Below are 16,159 nucleotides of genomic sequence, written 5' to 3'. Positions count from 1 at the left end.
AAAACATAGAAAAACTTTAATATAAAAAGGTAATCAATTACAAATGGAGAAGTAATATATACGAAAGGAGAGATTTATATGAATAAAGGGAAAAAACAAGTTAGTCAACTTAGTTTTCTGGTGAATTTTATGAACGACAAGGGGAGTCTTGTGAAAATTTAATAGTATTATAGTATCCCCTTGTGAAAAAATGGTTGGGGGAATATATAAATGATAACAGAAATGAATATTAAAGTAGTTTGTGAAGAATCGTTTTCAAAAAGAGAAATAAAAATTTTAGAGACGTTTCTTTCAACTTTATCGGGGCATTCTAATGCTCTCGTTACAAAAGAAGGGATGTTTTTAAACCCATTAAGTAAAGAGAAGAGTGTGATTTATTATCATAACTTTGTATTTGTAAAATCACTTACAGAACAAATGTGTGCAGAATTAAAAGAAGTTTTAACAAGACGTATTAAAAATGCTTTCATTATGATGGAATTTGTAGAGCCAATTGTTACATTTGAAGAAACAATTATAAACGTATAAAGAAAGTCAGGCTTATGAATTGACCTAATAAAACCGTCTCTTTAATAAATAGTAAAGAGACGGTTTTATTGTTTCACTTTTTAAAAAAGGGTTCAAAAACAAATGTAAATCGAGCTTATACAAAAACTACTTATTAAATAACTGTTACGTATTTAATAAGTAGTTTTTGTATTTCATCCTTCGTTTTTTGTAACTGATTCTACGTTTTTGACGCTCTGTCTTGTAAGTGCTTACATGAACGAAAACATCTTATACAATGAAGGTGTCAAATCAAAAGAGGTGACCAAAATGAACATAAAAAAAGTAAATTTAGCGAATAGCATTGAAATAGAAAGAGGAGGCGGAAAGGTATGAAAAAATCAACTGTTAATCCATGGTTTGTTGTCCTTGGCACAGTTATAGTACAAATGGGGCTTGGGACGATATATACATGGAGTTTATTCAATCAGCCTTTAGTTAGTAAATACGGTTGGAGTCTTAACGCTGTTGCGATAACTTTCTCAATTACTAGTCTTTCTTTAGCATTTTCAACTTTATTTGCGAGTAAATTGCAAGAAAAATGGGGACTTCGTAAACTTATTATGATAGCTGGATTAGCATTAGGACTAGGGTTAATACTTAGTTCACAAGCTTCTTCATTAATATTGCTTTATGTACTAGCAGGAGTTGTTGTAGGTTATGCAGATGGTACAGCATATATCACTTCACTATCAAATTTAATAAAGTGGTTTCCAGAGCGTAAAGGTTTAATTGCTGGTATTTCTGTCTCTGCATATGGTTCAGGTAGCTTAATCTTTAAATACGTTAACGCACAGTTGATTGAATCAGTTGGTGTATCGCAAGCATTTATATACTGGGGTTTAATTGTTACAGCTATGATTGTAATTGGTGCTTGTTTAATCCATCAAGCTGCAGATCAAGGAGCAGCTCATGAAACAAAAACTAAGGAATACACAACGAAAGAAATGTTAGGCACAAAACAAGTATACTTATTATTTATCATGTTATTTACATCATGTATGAGTGGCTTATACTTAATTGGTATGGTAAAAGACATTGGTGTTCAACTTGTAGGACTTAGCGCAGCAACAGCAGCTAATGCGGTGGCTATGGTTGCAATCTTCAATACATTAGGTCGTATCATTTTAGGACCGTTATCGGATAAAATTGGGCGTTTAAAAATCGTTACTGGTACTTTTGTTGTTATGGCGAGTTCAGTCTTAGTTCTAAGTTTTGTAGATTTAAATTATGGTATTTACTTCGTATGTGTAGCAAGTGTAGCGTTTTGCTTTGGTGGAAATATCACTATTTTCCCAGCTATTGTTGGTGATTTCTTCGGTATGAAAAACCATAGTAAGAACTACGGAATTGTGTATCAAGGATTTGGATTTGGGGCGCTTGCAGGTTCCTTTATCGGTGCACTTCTAGGTGGATTCAAACCAACGTTCATGGTGATCGGTGTATTATGTGTCGTGTCATTCATTATCGCAATTTTAATTCAAGCACCTAAACAGAAAAAAGAACAAGAAGAAGAGTATCGCAGCGTAGCATAAGTATACAAATCTTCTATAACACTATGATTACGAAAAAGCATCCTATTCTATTAATTAGGATGCTTTTTTATGAGTTATTTTAACAAGGTTAAATTACTTTTGTGATTTTTATAGATGTAAAAGTGAGTGGAATACCCATTTGGAATATAATAAATTGATACATCATATTCGAAATATATATTAAATCTTAAATGATAAAGAAGACATTCATTAGTATTTGTAAGATATATTTTCAGAAAAATATTGAGAAAATATATACTTGAGTTTTTCATAAAGCATTGTAAATGAACGTATCTCTAGTTTATCTTCTTCAATTTTAAAAAGAGGAGTTTGAATTTTATTTATAATATAAGTACATTTAATGCGTTTAGGTATGATTTTATTAAGAAGCATTAAAATACTTTATCTGAAAAATAAAAAAAGATTGACAAGTTTATTGAGAAACATTATCATTTCGGTGTAAGATAGTAAATGAAAAACATTATCAATAAAATGGATTTTAAAGTAATGCGCACTTGACCAATTAGTTTAGTAAGTGTATTATTTTTTACAACATGAATGATAATGAAAATCAATATCATTTATGTTACTTAATGAAATTAATGTTTATGTGAAAGGATAGAGAAAATGAACTTAGGGGAATTTGATGGGCAAACAGTTTTAGTAACAGGTGCAGCACAAGGCATAGGCAGTGTTGTTGCCAAAATGTTTTTAGAAAGAGGAGCCACAGTTATTGCGGTTGATCAAAATGAAGAGGGGTTAAATGTACTCTTAAATCAAAATGAATTAAATAAAACACGTATGAAAACGTTTCGTTTAGATGTGAGTAATAGCGCTGCTGTTGAAGACATGGTAAATCATATTGCAAATGAAATAGCGCCAATAGATATTTTAATAAATGTTGCAGGGGTTTTACGTATGGGACCAATTCATTCGTTAAGTGATGAAGATTGGAATAAAACATTCTCTGTAAATACTACAGGGGTTTTCAATATGTCCCGAGCGGTAAGTAAAAATATGATGTTAAGAAAATCAGGGGCAATTGTTACAGTCGGTTCAAATGCGGCAAATACGCCGAGAATGGAGATGGCTGCGTATGCTGCGTCAAAGGCTGCAACGACGATGTTTATGAAATGTTTAGGACTAGAGCTTGCGGCATACAATATACGCTGCAACTTAGTTTCTCCAGGTTCTACTGAAACTGAGATGCAAAGATTACTATGGGCTGATGAGAATGGAGCTAAAAATATAATTGCTGGTTCTCAAAATACATATAGACTCGGAATTCCATTACAAAAAATTGCACAACCTTCAGAAGTTGCTGAAGCCGTGTTATTTTTAGCCTCAGATAGAGCAAGTCATATTACAATGCACAATTTATGTGTCGATGGCGGTGCTACGTTAGGAGTTTAATCAAAATTCAGGAGGTTATTATATTATGAATGAACATATAGCTGTAAAGGAATTGTCAGAAAAACTTTTAGAAGATTATAAGACTGAATCTTCATTCTTTTTCGCTTCACCAACTCGAACGATATTAGCAGAAGGAGAGTTTACTACAGTAAAGCATCGTGAAATTGAAAATTTCCCAGAGCTTGTGCAAGCGACATTAAGTAATGCGAAACAAGCTGGAAATCCAAATCCTATCGTTGTGGGTGCTTTGCCATTCGATCGTAGAAAAGAAGTCCAACTTATCGTACCAGAATATAGTAGGATTTCTGAGCGTTTACAATTGGATACAACAAATCAGCTTGAAACAAATGAGAACGTAACATTTGAAATGACGCCAATGCCAGACCCTGAAGTTTATATGAATGGTGTGAAGCAAGGAATTAAAAAAATACAGGACGGTGATTTAAAGAAAATCGTTCTATCTAGATCGTTAGATGTTAAATCTTCGGAAAAGATTGATAAGCAAAAACTTCTGCGAGAATTAGCAGAGCATAATAAGCATGGTTATACATTTGCTGTGAATTTACCGAAAGATGAAAAAGAGAACAGTAAGACGCTAATTGGAGCAAGTCCTGAATTACTTGTTTCACGTAATGGTATGCAAGTTATTTCTAACCCGTTAGCTGGTTCAAGGCCACGTAGTGAGGACCCAGTAGAAGATAAAAGAAGAGCAGAGGAATTACTTTCTTCTCCAAAAGATTTACATGAACATGCGGTAGTAGTGGAAGCGGTTGCCGCTGCACTTCGTCCGTATTGTCATACATTACATGTTCCAGAAAAGCCATCAGTTATTCATAGTGAAGCGATGTGGCATTTGTCTACAGAAGTGAAAGGTGAACTGAAGGATCCAAATACTTCTTCTTTACAATTAGCAATTGCCCTTCATCCTACGCCAGCAGTTTGCGGAACTCCGATGGAAAAAGCAAGAGAGGCTATACAGCATATTGAGCCATTTGACCGCGAGTTCTTTACAGGAATGCTAGGATGGAGCGATTTAAATGGAGATGGAGAATGGATTGTTACAATTCGTTGTGCTGAAGTACAAGAAAATACACTGCGTTTATATGCAGGAGCTGGAGTTGTTGCTGAGTCAAAACCAGAAGATGAGTTAGCAGAAACATCAGCTAAGTTCCAAACAATGCTAAAAGCTTTAGGGTTAAGAGATAGTTCACTTAATGAAAAATAGGGGGAAGAAAGAATGCTAGTAGGTTATACAGAATGGCCAAAAGAATTTGCCGATCGTTACCGAGAAGAAGGATGTTGGCTTGGTGAAACATTTGGAGGAGTGTTAAGAGAGCGGGCTGAGAAATATGGAGATCAAATCGCGGTTGTAAGTGGTAAGAAGCATATAACATATAGTGAACTTAATAAAAAGGTAGATCGTTTAGCAGCAGGTTTACTGAATTTAGGAATAAAGAAAGAGGACAGAGTTGTAATCCAGTTACCTAACATTATCGAGTTTTTCGAAATATGTTTTGCACTATTTCGAATTGGAGCGCTTCCTGTCTTTGCACTGCCGTCACATCGAAGCAGTGAAATTAGTTATTTTTGTGATTTTGGCGAGGCGAGCGCTTACGTTATTTCAGATAAGGCTCTCGGTTTTGATTATCGAAAACTAGCAAGAGAAGTGAAAGAGAAAGTGCCAAATTTACAACATGTAATTGTAGTGGGAGAAGAAGAAGAGTTTGTGAACATAAATGATCTGTATATGGATCCCGTCTCATTACCAGAAGTTCAGCCAAGTGATGTTGCGTTTCTCCAATTATCAGGAGGCACAACAGGTCTTTCTAAATTAATTCCTAGAACACATGATGACTATATTTATAGTTTACGTGTTAGCGCTAAAATTTGTAATTTGAATGCAGAAAGCGTCTATATGGCAGTTCTTCCAGTAGCACACAATTACCCAATGAGTTCTCCAGGGACATTTGGAACTTTCTATGCGGGTGGAAAAGTGGTATTGGCAACTGGTGGTAGTCCAGATGAGGCATTTGCTCTTATCGAAAAAGAAAAAGTTACAATTACAGCGCTCGTTCCGCCATTAGCAATGATTTGGCTTGATGCTGCATCTTCTCGTAATACCGATTTATCGAGCCTAGAGGTTATTCAAGTAGGTGGTGCTAAGTTTAGTGCTGAGGTAGCAAGACGTATACGCCCTACATTTGGATGTACGTTACAGCAAGTATTCGGTATGGCGGAAGGATTAGTGAACTATACAAGATTAGACGATCCGGAAGAAATTATTATTCATACACAAGGTAGACCAATGTCTGCACTCGATGAAGTACGAGTTGTTGATGAAAATGACAACGATGTACAACCGGGCGAAGTAGGTAGTTTATTAACACGAGGTCCATATACAATTCGTGGTTACTATAAAGCCGAAGAGCATAATGCACGATCATTTACAAAGGATGGGTTTTATCGCACAGGTGATCTTGTAAAAGTAAATGAACAAGGATACATCATTGTAGAAGGAAGAGATAAAGATCAAATTAACCGTGGTGGTGAGAAAGTTGCTGCGGAAGAAGTTGAAAATCATCTATTAGCACACGATGCGATCCATGACGTAGCAATCGTATCTATGCCTGACGATTATTTAGGTGAACGCACCTGTGCTTTTGTTATAGTTCGCGGACAAGTTCCGGCAGTAAGTGAATTAAAAATGTTTTTAAGAGAACGTGGTATAGCGGCTTATAAAATTCCAGATCGAATTGAATTTATTGAATCATTCCCGCAAACAGGAGTCGGAAAAGTCAGCAAAAAAGAACTACGTAAAGTCATTGCTCAAAAACTTATTACAGTAAAACAATAATAAAAATCGGAAGGAAGTGATTAGATGGCTATCCCATCTATTTCAGTATATAAAATGCCAATTGAATCAGAACTACCAAAAAATAAAGTGAATTGGACACCAGATCCGAAACGTGCAGTACTTTTAATTCATGACATGCAAGAATACTTTCTTGATGCATATAGCGATAAAGAATCACCAAAAGTAGAACTTATTTCAAATATTAAAATGATAAGAGAAAAATGTAAGGAACTTGGTATACCAGTTGTTTATACAGCACAACCTGGTGGGCAAACGTTAGAACAACGAGGTTTATTACAAGACTTTTGGGGTGACGGTATACCTGCTGGACCAGATAAAAAGAAAATTGTTGATGAACTTACTCCTGATGAGGATGATATATTCATAACAAAATGGAGATATAGTGCATTTAAAAAGACAAATCTATTAGAAATTTTAAATGAACAAGGAAGAGATCAACTCATTATTTGCGGTATTTATGCGCATATTGGCTGTCTTTTAACAGCTTGTGAAGCATTTATGGATGGTATAGAGCCGTTCTTTGTAGCAGATGCAGTTGCTGATTTTTCACTAGAGCATCATAAACAAGCATTGGAGTATGCATCTAATAGATGTGCAGTAACGACATCAACAAACCTACTGTTAAACGATTTACAAAGTGTAAAAGATGATGAGAGTGAAGGAATCACTATACAGGAAGTGCATGAACTAGTTGCACAACTACTTCGTGAGCCAGTAGAGAGTATTGATATTGATGAAGACTTATTAAATAGAGGGCTTGATTCGGTCAGAATTATGAGTTTAGTAGAAAAGTGGCGTCGTGAAGGGAAAGAAATCACTTTTGCAGATTTAGCAGAACGTCCAACTGTTGCAGGTTGGTACAGTTTACTATCTTCACAAACAGCACAGGTGCTGTAACAAATAGACTACATAATAAAGGGGTAGTAAAGAATGCCTAACAGTCAAAAGATTCGTCATTCGTTATCATCTGCGCAGTCTGGTATGTGGTTTGCGCAACAATTAGATCCGCTTAATCCGATATATAATACTGGGGAATATGTAGAAATAAACGGGAATATTCATCAAGACATTTTTGAATTAGCTGTACGTAAAGTTGTACTGGAAGCAGAAGCACTTCACGTTCGCTTCGAAGAGGATGAAATTGGCCCATGGCAAGTTATTGAAGAATCACAGTTTCATATGCATTTTATTGACGTTCGGAAAGAAGAAAACCCTGAAGAAGCTGCTAAAGTATGGATGAAAAATGATTTATCTATACCAGTCGATTTGAAAAAAGATACTTTATTTACTGAAGCACTTATTCAAGTTGAAAATAATCGTTTCTTTTGGTATCAGCGCATCCATCACATTGTGATGGATGGCTATGGATTTTCACTTCTTAGCCAAAAGGTAGCGAATGAGTATACATCACTTATAGAAGAAACAAACAAGAATGAAAAGCCATTTGGTTCTCTTGCAAAAGTCGTGCAAGAAGATATTGAGTATCGTGAGTCTAAACAATTTCAGGAAGATCGTACTTTTTGGTTAGAAAAGTTTGCAGATGCCCCAGAAGTTGTAAGTTTGGCAGAACGAGCACCGAGAACATCAAATGGATTTTCACGAGAAACAGCTTATTTATCTAGTTCTAGCACGAAAACTTTACTAGAAGATATCAATATTTCGTTAACAAGTTGGCCGGAATTCATTGTGGCTGTAACAAGTATTTATATGCATAAATTAACAGGTGAAAATGATATTGTTTTAGGTCTACCGATGATGGGACGTCTAGGTTCTGTATCTATTCATACACCAAGTATGGTAATGAATTTAGTTCCACTTCGTATTACAGTAACTCCAAATATAACTCTTGCGGAATTATTGCAGCAAGTTTCTAAAGAAATCCGAGATGTCCGTCGCCATTATAAATACCGTCATGAGGAATTAAGAAGAGATTTAAAGTTACTAGGTGAAAATCAAAGGTTGTTTGGACCGTTAGTGAATGTTATGCCTTTTGATTACGGGCTTAATTTTGCTGGAAATCGTGGTATTACGCATAACTTATCAGCAGGACCTGTCGATGATTTATCGATAAATGTATATAAACGTTTTGATCAAAATGAGATAATGATTCATTTTGATGCAAATCCTGAAGTATATAATAACGCGGAGCTAGCATTGCATAAAGAAAGATTTATGAATCTATTTGAATTAGTAATAAATAATTATGAGAAAAACGAGTCGATTGGAAAAATAAACATTACTCTGCCTGAAGAAAATCATAAAGTTTTATTGGAATGGAATGAAACGAAGGAAGACGATGAATTAATCAGTCTGCCTATATCATTTGAAAAACAAGTGAAAAAAAATCCCAATAAACTAGCGATTACTTGTGACGGTGTAATCCTTACGTATAAAGAGCTAAATGAACGAGCGAATGAACTAGCACATTATTTAGTAGAAGAAGGAATACGACCAAATCAGTTTGTAGCTTTAGTATTCCCTAGATCAATAGAAATGGTAGTTAGTATGCTAGCAGTCTTAAAGGCTGGTGCAGCGTATTTACCAATAGATCCAGAATACCCAGCAGATAGAGTTACTTATATAGTAAATGATGCAAAACCAGTTTGTATCATAACACATTCATCTGTTTCATCTAAGTTAGTTATAGAAAAGGATATGAAAAAAATTGTATTAGATGACGAAGAAACGAAACTAGCGTTACATACATATTCTCGTATGAATATAGCATGTAAGAATGATGTATCACTGTTAAACCCAGCCTATACAATATATACTTCAGGCTCAACAGGAAACCCAAAAGGTGTAATTGTTCCTATGAGAGGTTTAAGTAACTTTTTAATGGCTATGCAACAAAAGTTTTCATTAAATGAAAATGATCATTTATTAGCAGTTACAACGTTTGCATTTGATATTTCTGCACTAGAAATTTATTTACCTCTTATTAGTGGTGCAAGTTTAACAATTGCGCAAAAAGAAGACATACAAGAGCCTTCTGCATTAACGACACTTTTACATGAAGAAAGAGTGACCATTATGCAGGCTACACCGACGCTTTGGCAGGCGTTAGTAACTGATTATCCAGAGAAGCTACAAGGGCTAAGCATACTTGTTGGTGGTGAAGCTCTTCCAGCGCATTTAGCAAATAAATTACGAGAATTAGGTTGCTCAATAACTAATTTATATGGACCAACTGAAACGACGATTTGGTCTACTTTCATGAACATTGATGAAGGTGAAAAGGGCATACCTCCTATTGGAAAACCAATTTGCAATACAGAAGTGTATGTATTGGATGCAGGGTTACAACCAGTGCCACCTGGAGTTATTGGGGAATTATATATTGCAGGGGAAGGACTTGCAAGCGGATATTTAGGAAAACCTGAGTTAACAGCTGAACGGTTTGTTGCAAATCCTTATGGAGAATCAGGGAAGCGCATGTACCGTACAGGAGATCTTGTGAAATGGCGTAGTGATGGTGCGTTAGAGTACATTAGTCGCGCAGATCATCAAATTAAAATTCGTGGATTCCGAATTGAATTAGCTGAAATTGAAACGGTATTACAACGACATGAAAATATTCAACAAGCGGTAGTAATGGTACGAGAAGATCGTGCAAATGATAAACGCATCATTGCGTATATCGTTGCAGAAGAAAAGGAACCGATTAATCTTTCAGAAATTCGTTCTTATGTTTCAGAAAGTTTAGCGAATTATATGATACCATCGACATTTGTTGTGCTAGAAGTATTACCATTAACGCCAAATGGTAAGGTTGACAGAAAGAAATTACCTGCTCCTGATTTTAATGGAATGAACAATGAGAGAGTTGCTAGAAATCCGAAAGAAGAAATATTATGTGATTTATTTGCAGAAGTACTTGGTGTTTCTCGAATTAGCATTGATGATAATTTCTTTGAAATGGGTGGACATTCACTTCTCGCATCTCGTTTAATGGCAAGAATTCGTGAAACGTTAAGTGTGGAATTAGGAATTGGGAAACTATTTGAATCACCAACTGTTGCCGAACTGGCGAAACAATTAAACCATGCAAAAAGCGCAAGACCAGCTATTCAGAAAGCAAGTAGGCCAAATGAAGTTCCACTTTCATTTGCACAGCGCAGGTTATGGTTCTTAAATTGTTTAGAAGGTCCAAGTCCTACTTATAATATTCCGCTAGTCATTCGTATGAATGGAATATTGAATCGGGAAGCATTACAAGGTGCTTTTTATGATGTAGTTGAGAAACATGAAACACTTAGAACAATTTTCCCTAACGTATTAGGTAGTTCCTATCAGAAAATTTTAGATATGGAAAACTTAAATTTAGAAATGGTTATAACTAATACATGTAAAGATGAATTAGAAAGTGTACTTTCAGAGGCGGTAAGATATAGCTTTAACCTCGATTTTGAGCCGGCAGTTCGTTTGCAACTTTTTACAATGAGTGAAAACGAACATGTATTATTAATTCTATTACATCATATTGTAGGTGATGGCTGGTCATTACAGCCGTTAACGAGAGATTTTACAGCGGCGTATAAAGCGCGATGTCAAGGTGACAGAGTTCAGCTGGAGACACTACCAGTTCAATACGCAGATTATGCACTTTGGCAACAGCAATTGCTAGGTGATGAAACGACACAAGAGAGTCTTATTTCAACACAATTAGATTTTTGGAAAGAAGAACTTAAAGGTTTACCAGACCAAATGGAGTTACCTACAGATTTCCAGCGTCCAATTGAGACGAGTTACCGCGGGGAAACAATTCATTTTCATATAGATGAAGGTATGCATAGTAGGTTAGTAGAGCTTGCACGTAAAAATGGAGTTAGTTTGTTTATGGTATTGCAAGCAGGGCTTAGTGCACTATTTACAAGATTAGGTGCAGGCACTGATATACCAATTGGAAGTCCGATTGCTGGAAGAAATGATGATGTACTTTCAGATATTGTTGGTTTATTTGTAAATACATTAGTGTTACGTACAAATACTTCAGGAGATCCAAGTTTTAAAGAATTATTAAATAGAGTGAAGCAGGTAAATCTTGCAGCTTATGAAAATCAAGATGTTCCATTTGAAAGGCTTGTTGAAGTATTAAATCCAGTACGTACTCGAAACAGCCATCCGTTGTTTCAAGTTATGTTAGCTTTTCAAAATACACCAGAAGCAACGTTTCATGTACCAGATTTAGAAGCGAGCCTTGAAATTCAAAGCGTTGGTTCTGCAAAATTTGATTTAACATTTGAAATTAGTGAGAGTAACGGGGTTGATGGTACTCCGAACGGTTTACATGGATTACTAGAGTTTAGTACCGATTTATATAAACGTGAAACGGTTCAAAAACTAATAGAACGATTCATTTTGTTATTAGATGATGCAACTACAAATCCAGATCAATCCATTGGCAGATTAGAAATATTAACTTTAGCAGAGAAAAATACAGTGTTAGAAAAGTGGAATGGTGGTTTTCAAATTGCACCAGAAATGACATTGCCACAATTGTTTGAAAAGCAGGCTCATATAAATCCAAATTCTATTGCTGTTGTCTTTGAAGATAAGAAATTAACTTATGAAGAGTTAAATAGAAAAGCAAATAAAATAGCTCGATTCCTAATAGCAAAAGGGATTGGTCCTGATCAACTCGTTGCTTTAGCGATGCCAAGATCATTAAACATGGTTGTAAGCTTATTAGCTGTTCTTAAAGCTGGTGCTGGATACCTTCCGTTAGATCCAGATTACCCAGCAGACCGTATTTCATTTATGCTACACGATGCGAAACCATCATGTGTTTTAACGAATTCAGAAGTGGAAATTGAATGTAATGAGGCACTAAAAGTTTTAGTTGATGATGTGAAAGTAATAGCAGAGGTTGAGAAATATAGTGAAGACAATATTGATGAAGTGGAACGAATTAAGCCATTATCTCCATCACATATTGCTTACGTTATTTATACGTCAGGGTCAACGGGCAGACCGAAAGGCGTTATGATACCTCATCAAAATGTAGTGAGACTTTTAGGAGCAACTGATCATTGGTTCCAGTTTGACGGAAACGATGTTTGGACGATATTCCATTCATATGCTTTTGATTTCTCGGTTTGGGAAATTTGGGGACCTTTATTATACGGAGGGCGTTTAGTTGTAGTCCCACATACTGTAAGTCGCTCGCCGAAAGAATTTTTACAGCTTCTTGTTAAAGAAAAGGTTACGGTTTTAAACCAAACTCCATCAGCGTTCTACCAATTGATGCAAGCAGATCGTGAAAATGAAGAGATTGGCCAAAAATTATCTTTACGATATGTTGTTTTTGGAGGAGAAGCACTTGAGCTAAGTCGCTTAGAAGATTGGTATAGTCGACATCCTCATAACGCACCAAAGCTTATTAATATGTATGGTATTACAGAGACGACAGTACATGTTAGTTATATTGAATTAGATGAAACTATCGTCTCTTTACGGGCAAATAGTTTAATTGGGTGCAGTATACCTGACCTTAAAGTGTATGTGTTAGACAACTATTTACAACCAGTCCCACCTGGAGTAGTTGGAGAAATGTATGTTGCAGGTGCAGGACTTGCGCGTGGATATTTAGGAAGAGCAGGATTAACGGCTGAACGCTTTATCGCAGATCCATTTGGCAAGCCAGGTACAAGAATGTATCGTACAGGAGACTTAGCTCGCTGGCGTAATGATGGGACGCTAGATTATATAGGACGTGCAGATCATCAAATCAAAATTCGTGGATTCCGAATTGAATTAGGAGAAATAGAAGCAGTCATAATGAAGCACCCTAAAGCTGAGCAAGTAGCCGTTATTGTACGTGAAGATCAACCAGGGGATAAACGGTTAGTTTCTTATATCGTTGCATCAAATAATGAAGCAATTGATACGAATGAAATGCGTCAGTTTGCTAGTGGTAGTTTACCAGATTATATGGTTCCATACGCTTTTGTAGTAGTAAATGAGTTACCTTTAACTCCAAACGGTAAATTAGATAGAAAGGCATTGCCAGCTCCAGCATTTATCGCATCATCTTCTAGTCGTGGTCCAAGAACACCGCAAGAAGAAATGTTATGTGACTTGTTTACAGAAGTGCTAAGTGTACCTCAAATTGGAATTGATGACGGATTCTTTGATCTTGGTGGTCATTCACTCCTTGCAGTGCAGCTTATGAGCCGCATGAAAGAGGCGCTTGGAGTGGAACTAAACATTGGTACTTTATTTGCAGCACCGACTGTTGCAGGGTTAGCTGAAAGACTTGAGATGGGGAATGGTCAAAGTGCACTTGATGTGTTGCTTCCATTACGAGCAAGCGGGGATCAATTACCACTATTTTGTGTACATCCAGCAGGTGGATTAAGTTGGTGCTATGCAGGACTTATGAAATCTTTAGGAACAGATTATCCAATTTATGGTGTGCAAGCACGTGGTATTGCTAAAAATGAAGAACTTCCAAAAAGTTTAGAGGAGATGGCGGCGGATTACTTGAAACACGTTCGTGAAGTACAGCCTCATGGACCATATCGTTTATTAGGTTGGTCGCTTGGAGGAAATGTTGTGCATGCAATGGCGGCGCAATTACAAAATGAAGGGGAAGAAGTAGAATTACTCGTTATGCTTGACTCTTATCCTGGACACTTCTTACCGAATACGGAAGCGCCTACTGAAGAGGAAGCGTTAATCGCATTACTTGCTTTAGGCGGATATGACCCAGATAACATGGATGGTAAACCACTTACAATGGAAAGTGCAGTTGAAATCCTTCGTAAAGATGGAAGTGCATTAGCAAGTCTTGAAGAAGAGACTATATTGAACTTGAAAGAAACATATGTAAATTCAGTAGGGTTGTTAGGGAAATATGTACCGAAAGTTTATAACGGAGATATCCTGTTCTTTAGATCTACTGTTATACCAGACTGGTTTGATCCTATTTCTCCAAATACGTGGCTAAATTATTTAGACGGGCAAATTGTGCAGCACGATATTGATTGTAGACATAAAGATCTATGTCAGCCAGGTCCGCTTACGGAAATTGGACAAGTATTAGCGAAATATTTGCAGAATAAGAAAGGGGTAAGTAGAGTATGACGAATCCATTTGAAAATGATAATTACACATATAAAGTATTAATAAATGAGGAGGGCCAGTATTCTCTCTGGCCTGCTTTTCTCGATGTACCTATTGGCTGGAATGTCGTATATGAAGAAGCTAGTAGGCAGAGCTGCTTAGAATATGTTGAATATAACTGGAAAGATTTGAATCCAAAAAGTAATCAAGTTCGTGAAAAAACATTAGCAGGAAAACGATAATGAAAGAAAAACTAAATCCAAAAGTAGTTGTAAGTATCGTTTATATAACTGCGATGTTTATGGCTGCGATGGACGCAACGATTGTAAATGTAGCACTGCAAACGATAAGTAGAGAACTACAAGTACCTGCATCTGCAATGGGGACGGTTAATGTTGGGTATTTAGTTAGTTTAGCTGTTTTCCTTCCGATTTCTGGTTGGTTAGGAGATCGATTTGGTACGAAAAGAGTGTTTTTAATTGCTCTTTTCGTATTTACAATTGCCTCTACTTTATGCGGAATGGCTAACGATATTACTTCATTGAATATTTTCCGTATTATTCAAGGTGCTGGTGGAGGGCTTTTAACACCAGTTGGAATGGCAATGTTATTTCGAACATTTTCACCAGAGGAAAGACCGAAGATTTCTCGGTTCATTATACTTCCAATTGCTGTAGCACCAGCAATTGGTCCTATCATCGGTGGTTTCTTTGTAGATCAAATGTCTTGGCGTTGGGCATTTTATATTAATCTACCGTTTGGAATCGTTGCATTGCTATTTGGACTTCTATTTTTAGCAGAGCATGTTGAAAAATCAGCTGGTCGCTTTGATTCGCTCGGCTTTATTTTATCAGCACCAGGATTTGCGATGCTCATATATGCGCTCAGCCAGGGACCATCAAAAGGGTGGATTTCTCCAGAAATTATGAGTACTGGGATAGCTGGGGGTGTATTCATTACATTGTTTATAATCGTAGAACTGAAAGTAAAGCAACCGATGTTAGATTTACGTTTATTAAAAGAACCAGTGTTTAGAAAGATGAGTCTTATATCATTATTTTCATCAGCTGGTTTACTAGGAATGTTATTTGTTTTTCCACTTATGTATCAAAATGTGATAGGAGTTTCCGCGCTGGAATCAGGACTTACGACATTTCCAGAGGCGATTGGATTAATGATTTCTTCACAAATTGTGCCATGGTCATATAAAAAATTAGGAGCGCGAAAGGTAATTTCTATTGGATTAATTTGTACCGTGGTTATCTTTGTTTTATTAAGTTTTGTAAATCACGATACGAATCCGTGGCAAATCCGCGCATTATTGTTTGGTATCGGTATTTTCTTAGGTCAATCTGTCGGTGCGGTTCAATTTTCTGCCTTTAACAATATCACGCCGCCTTCTATGGGGAGAGCTACTACTATATTCAATGTGCAAAATCGATTAGGTTCAGCAATAGGAGTAGCTGTTTTAGCTAGTATACTAGCTGGTTTTGGAAGTAATAACGCTCAATCCGATTTTTTACCATATCAAGCAGCATTAATTGGATCAGCAATATTTTTGCTCATAGCACTACTATTTTCTTTACGTATTTCCGATAAAGAGGTAATGTCAAAGAAGAAAGAAAAAACATTATCTGTATCAGAAAAAGAGAAAGTACTTGTCAATGAATAACAATATACGCATGCTTTCTTATGAAAATTGATATTCGTTGAATAAAGGAGA

Annotated in this window: 9 protein-coding genes; all 9 read left to right on the top strand. The window is 36.2% G+C overall.

Annotated features, from left to right (window positions below; genetic code table 11):
* Positions 1-210: 210 nt before the first annotated feature.
* The 9 genes from ACTFR3_RS15920 to ACTFR3_RS15880 all read left to right on the top strand — a co-directional run bounded on the left by ACTFR3_RS15920 (position 211) and on the right by ACTFR3_RS15880 (position 16,108).
* Positions 211-528, top strand: a complete 318-nt coding sequence (locus ACTFR3_RS15920) for a hypothetical protein (protein ID WP_000627304.1) — start codon at positions 211-213, stop codon at positions 526-528.
* A 350-nt stretch (positions 529-878) separates the two neighbouring features.
* Entirely contained in the window at positions 879-2,081 is a 1,203-nt protein-coding gene (locus tag ACTFR3_RS15915) for an L-lactate MFS transporter (RefSeq protein ID WP_440044578.1), read from the top strand.
* A gap of 627 nt (positions 2,082-2,708) precedes the next feature.
* Positions 2,709-3,494: a 2,3-dihydro-2,3-dihydroxybenzoate dehydrogenase gene (dhbA, locus tag ACTFR3_RS15910; RefSeq protein WP_001048437.1), complete on the top strand. Its 786-nt coding sequence runs from the start codon at positions 2,709-2,711 to the stop codon at positions 3,492-3,494.
* 25 nt (positions 3,495-3,519) lie between these two features.
* Positions 3,520-4,719 carry an isochorismate synthase DhbC gene (gene dhbC, locus ACTFR3_RS15905; RefSeq protein ID WP_001002068.1) on the top strand — a complete coding sequence of 400 codons (1,200 nt, stop codon included), beginning with the start codon at positions 3,520-3,522 and terminating at the stop codon, positions 4,717-4,719.
* 12 nt (positions 4,720-4,731) lie between these two features.
* The gene (locus ACTFR3_RS15900) at positions 4,732-6,348 is read left to right on the top strand and encodes a (2,3-dihydroxybenzoyl)adenylate synthase (protein WP_440044577.1); all 1,617 of its coding nucleotides are present in this window, start codon (positions 4,732-4,734) and stop codon (positions 6,346-6,348) included.
* Positions 6,349-6,372: 24 nt separating this feature from the next.
* Positions 6,373-7,266 (top strand): isochorismatase family protein, encoded by an 894-nt coding sequence (locus ACTFR3_RS15895; RefSeq protein ID WP_440044576.1) that lies wholly within the window; start codon positions 6,373-6,375, stop codon positions 7,264-7,266.
* A 33-nt stretch (positions 7,267-7,299) separates the two neighbouring features.
* Positions 7,300-14,457 (top strand): amino acid adenylation domain-containing protein, encoded by a 7,158-nt coding sequence (locus ACTFR3_RS15890; protein ID WP_440044575.1) that lies wholly within the window; start codon positions 7,300-7,302, stop codon positions 14,455-14,457.
* The gene (locus ACTFR3_RS15885; RefSeq protein ID WP_000184057.1) at positions 14,454-14,678 is read left to right on the top strand and encodes an MbtH family protein; all 225 of its coding nucleotides are present in this window, start codon (positions 14,454-14,456) and stop codon (positions 14,676-14,678) included. The genes ACTFR3_RS15890 and ACTFR3_RS15885 overlap by 4 nt, the downstream gene beginning before the upstream one ends.
* The gene (locus tag ACTFR3_RS15880; protein ID WP_000660197.1) at positions 14,678-16,108 is read left to right on the top strand and encodes an MDR family MFS transporter; all 1,431 of its coding nucleotides are present in this window, start codon (positions 14,678-14,680) and stop codon (positions 16,106-16,108) included. The genes ACTFR3_RS15885 and ACTFR3_RS15880 overlap by 1 nt, the downstream gene beginning before the upstream one ends.
* Positions 16,109-16,159: the final 51 nt, after the last annotated feature.

The organism is Bacillus cereus group sp. MYBK14-1 (assembly GCF_051916885.1).
Classification (GTDB): Bacteria; Bacillota; Bacilli; order Bacillales; family Bacillaceae_G; genus Bacillus_A; species Bacillus_A cereus.
This window is presented reverse-complemented; position numbering and strand designations above follow the sequence as displayed.

Bases quoted from the DNA above. Each gene is read 5' to 3' on its own strand.
- ACTFR3_RS15920 (WP_000627304.1), top strand. From the start codon at position 211: ATGATAACAGAAATGAATATTAAAGTAGTTTGTGAAGAATCGTTTTCA.
- ACTFR3_RS15915 (WP_440044578.1), top strand. From the start codon at position 879: ATGAAAAAATCAACTGTTAATCCATGGTTTGTTGTCCTTGGCACAGTT.
- dhbA (WP_001048437.1), top strand. From the start codon at position 2,709: ATGAACTTAGGGGAATTTGATGGGCAAACAGTTTTAGTAACAGGTGCA.
- dhbC (WP_001002068.1), top strand. From the start codon at position 3,520: ATGAATGAACATATAGCTGTAAAGGAATTGTCAGAAAAACTTTTAGAA.
- ACTFR3_RS15900 (WP_440044577.1), top strand. From the start codon at position 4,732: ATGCTAGTAGGTTATACAGAATGGCCAAAAGAATTTGCCGATCGTTAC.
- ACTFR3_RS15895 (WP_440044576.1), top strand. From the start codon at position 6,373: ATGGCTATCCCATCTATTTCAGTATATAAAATGCCAATTGAATCAGAA.
- ACTFR3_RS15890 (WP_440044575.1), top strand. From the start codon at position 7,300: ATGCCTAACAGTCAAAAGATTCGTCATTCGTTATCATCTGCGCAGTCT.
- ACTFR3_RS15885 (WP_000184057.1), top strand. From the start codon at position 14,454: ATGACGAATCCATTTGAAAATGATAATTACACATATAAAGTATTAATA.
- ACTFR3_RS15880 (WP_000660197.1), top strand. From the start codon at position 14,678: ATGAAAGAAAAACTAAATCCAAAAGTAGTTGTAAGTATCGTTTATATA.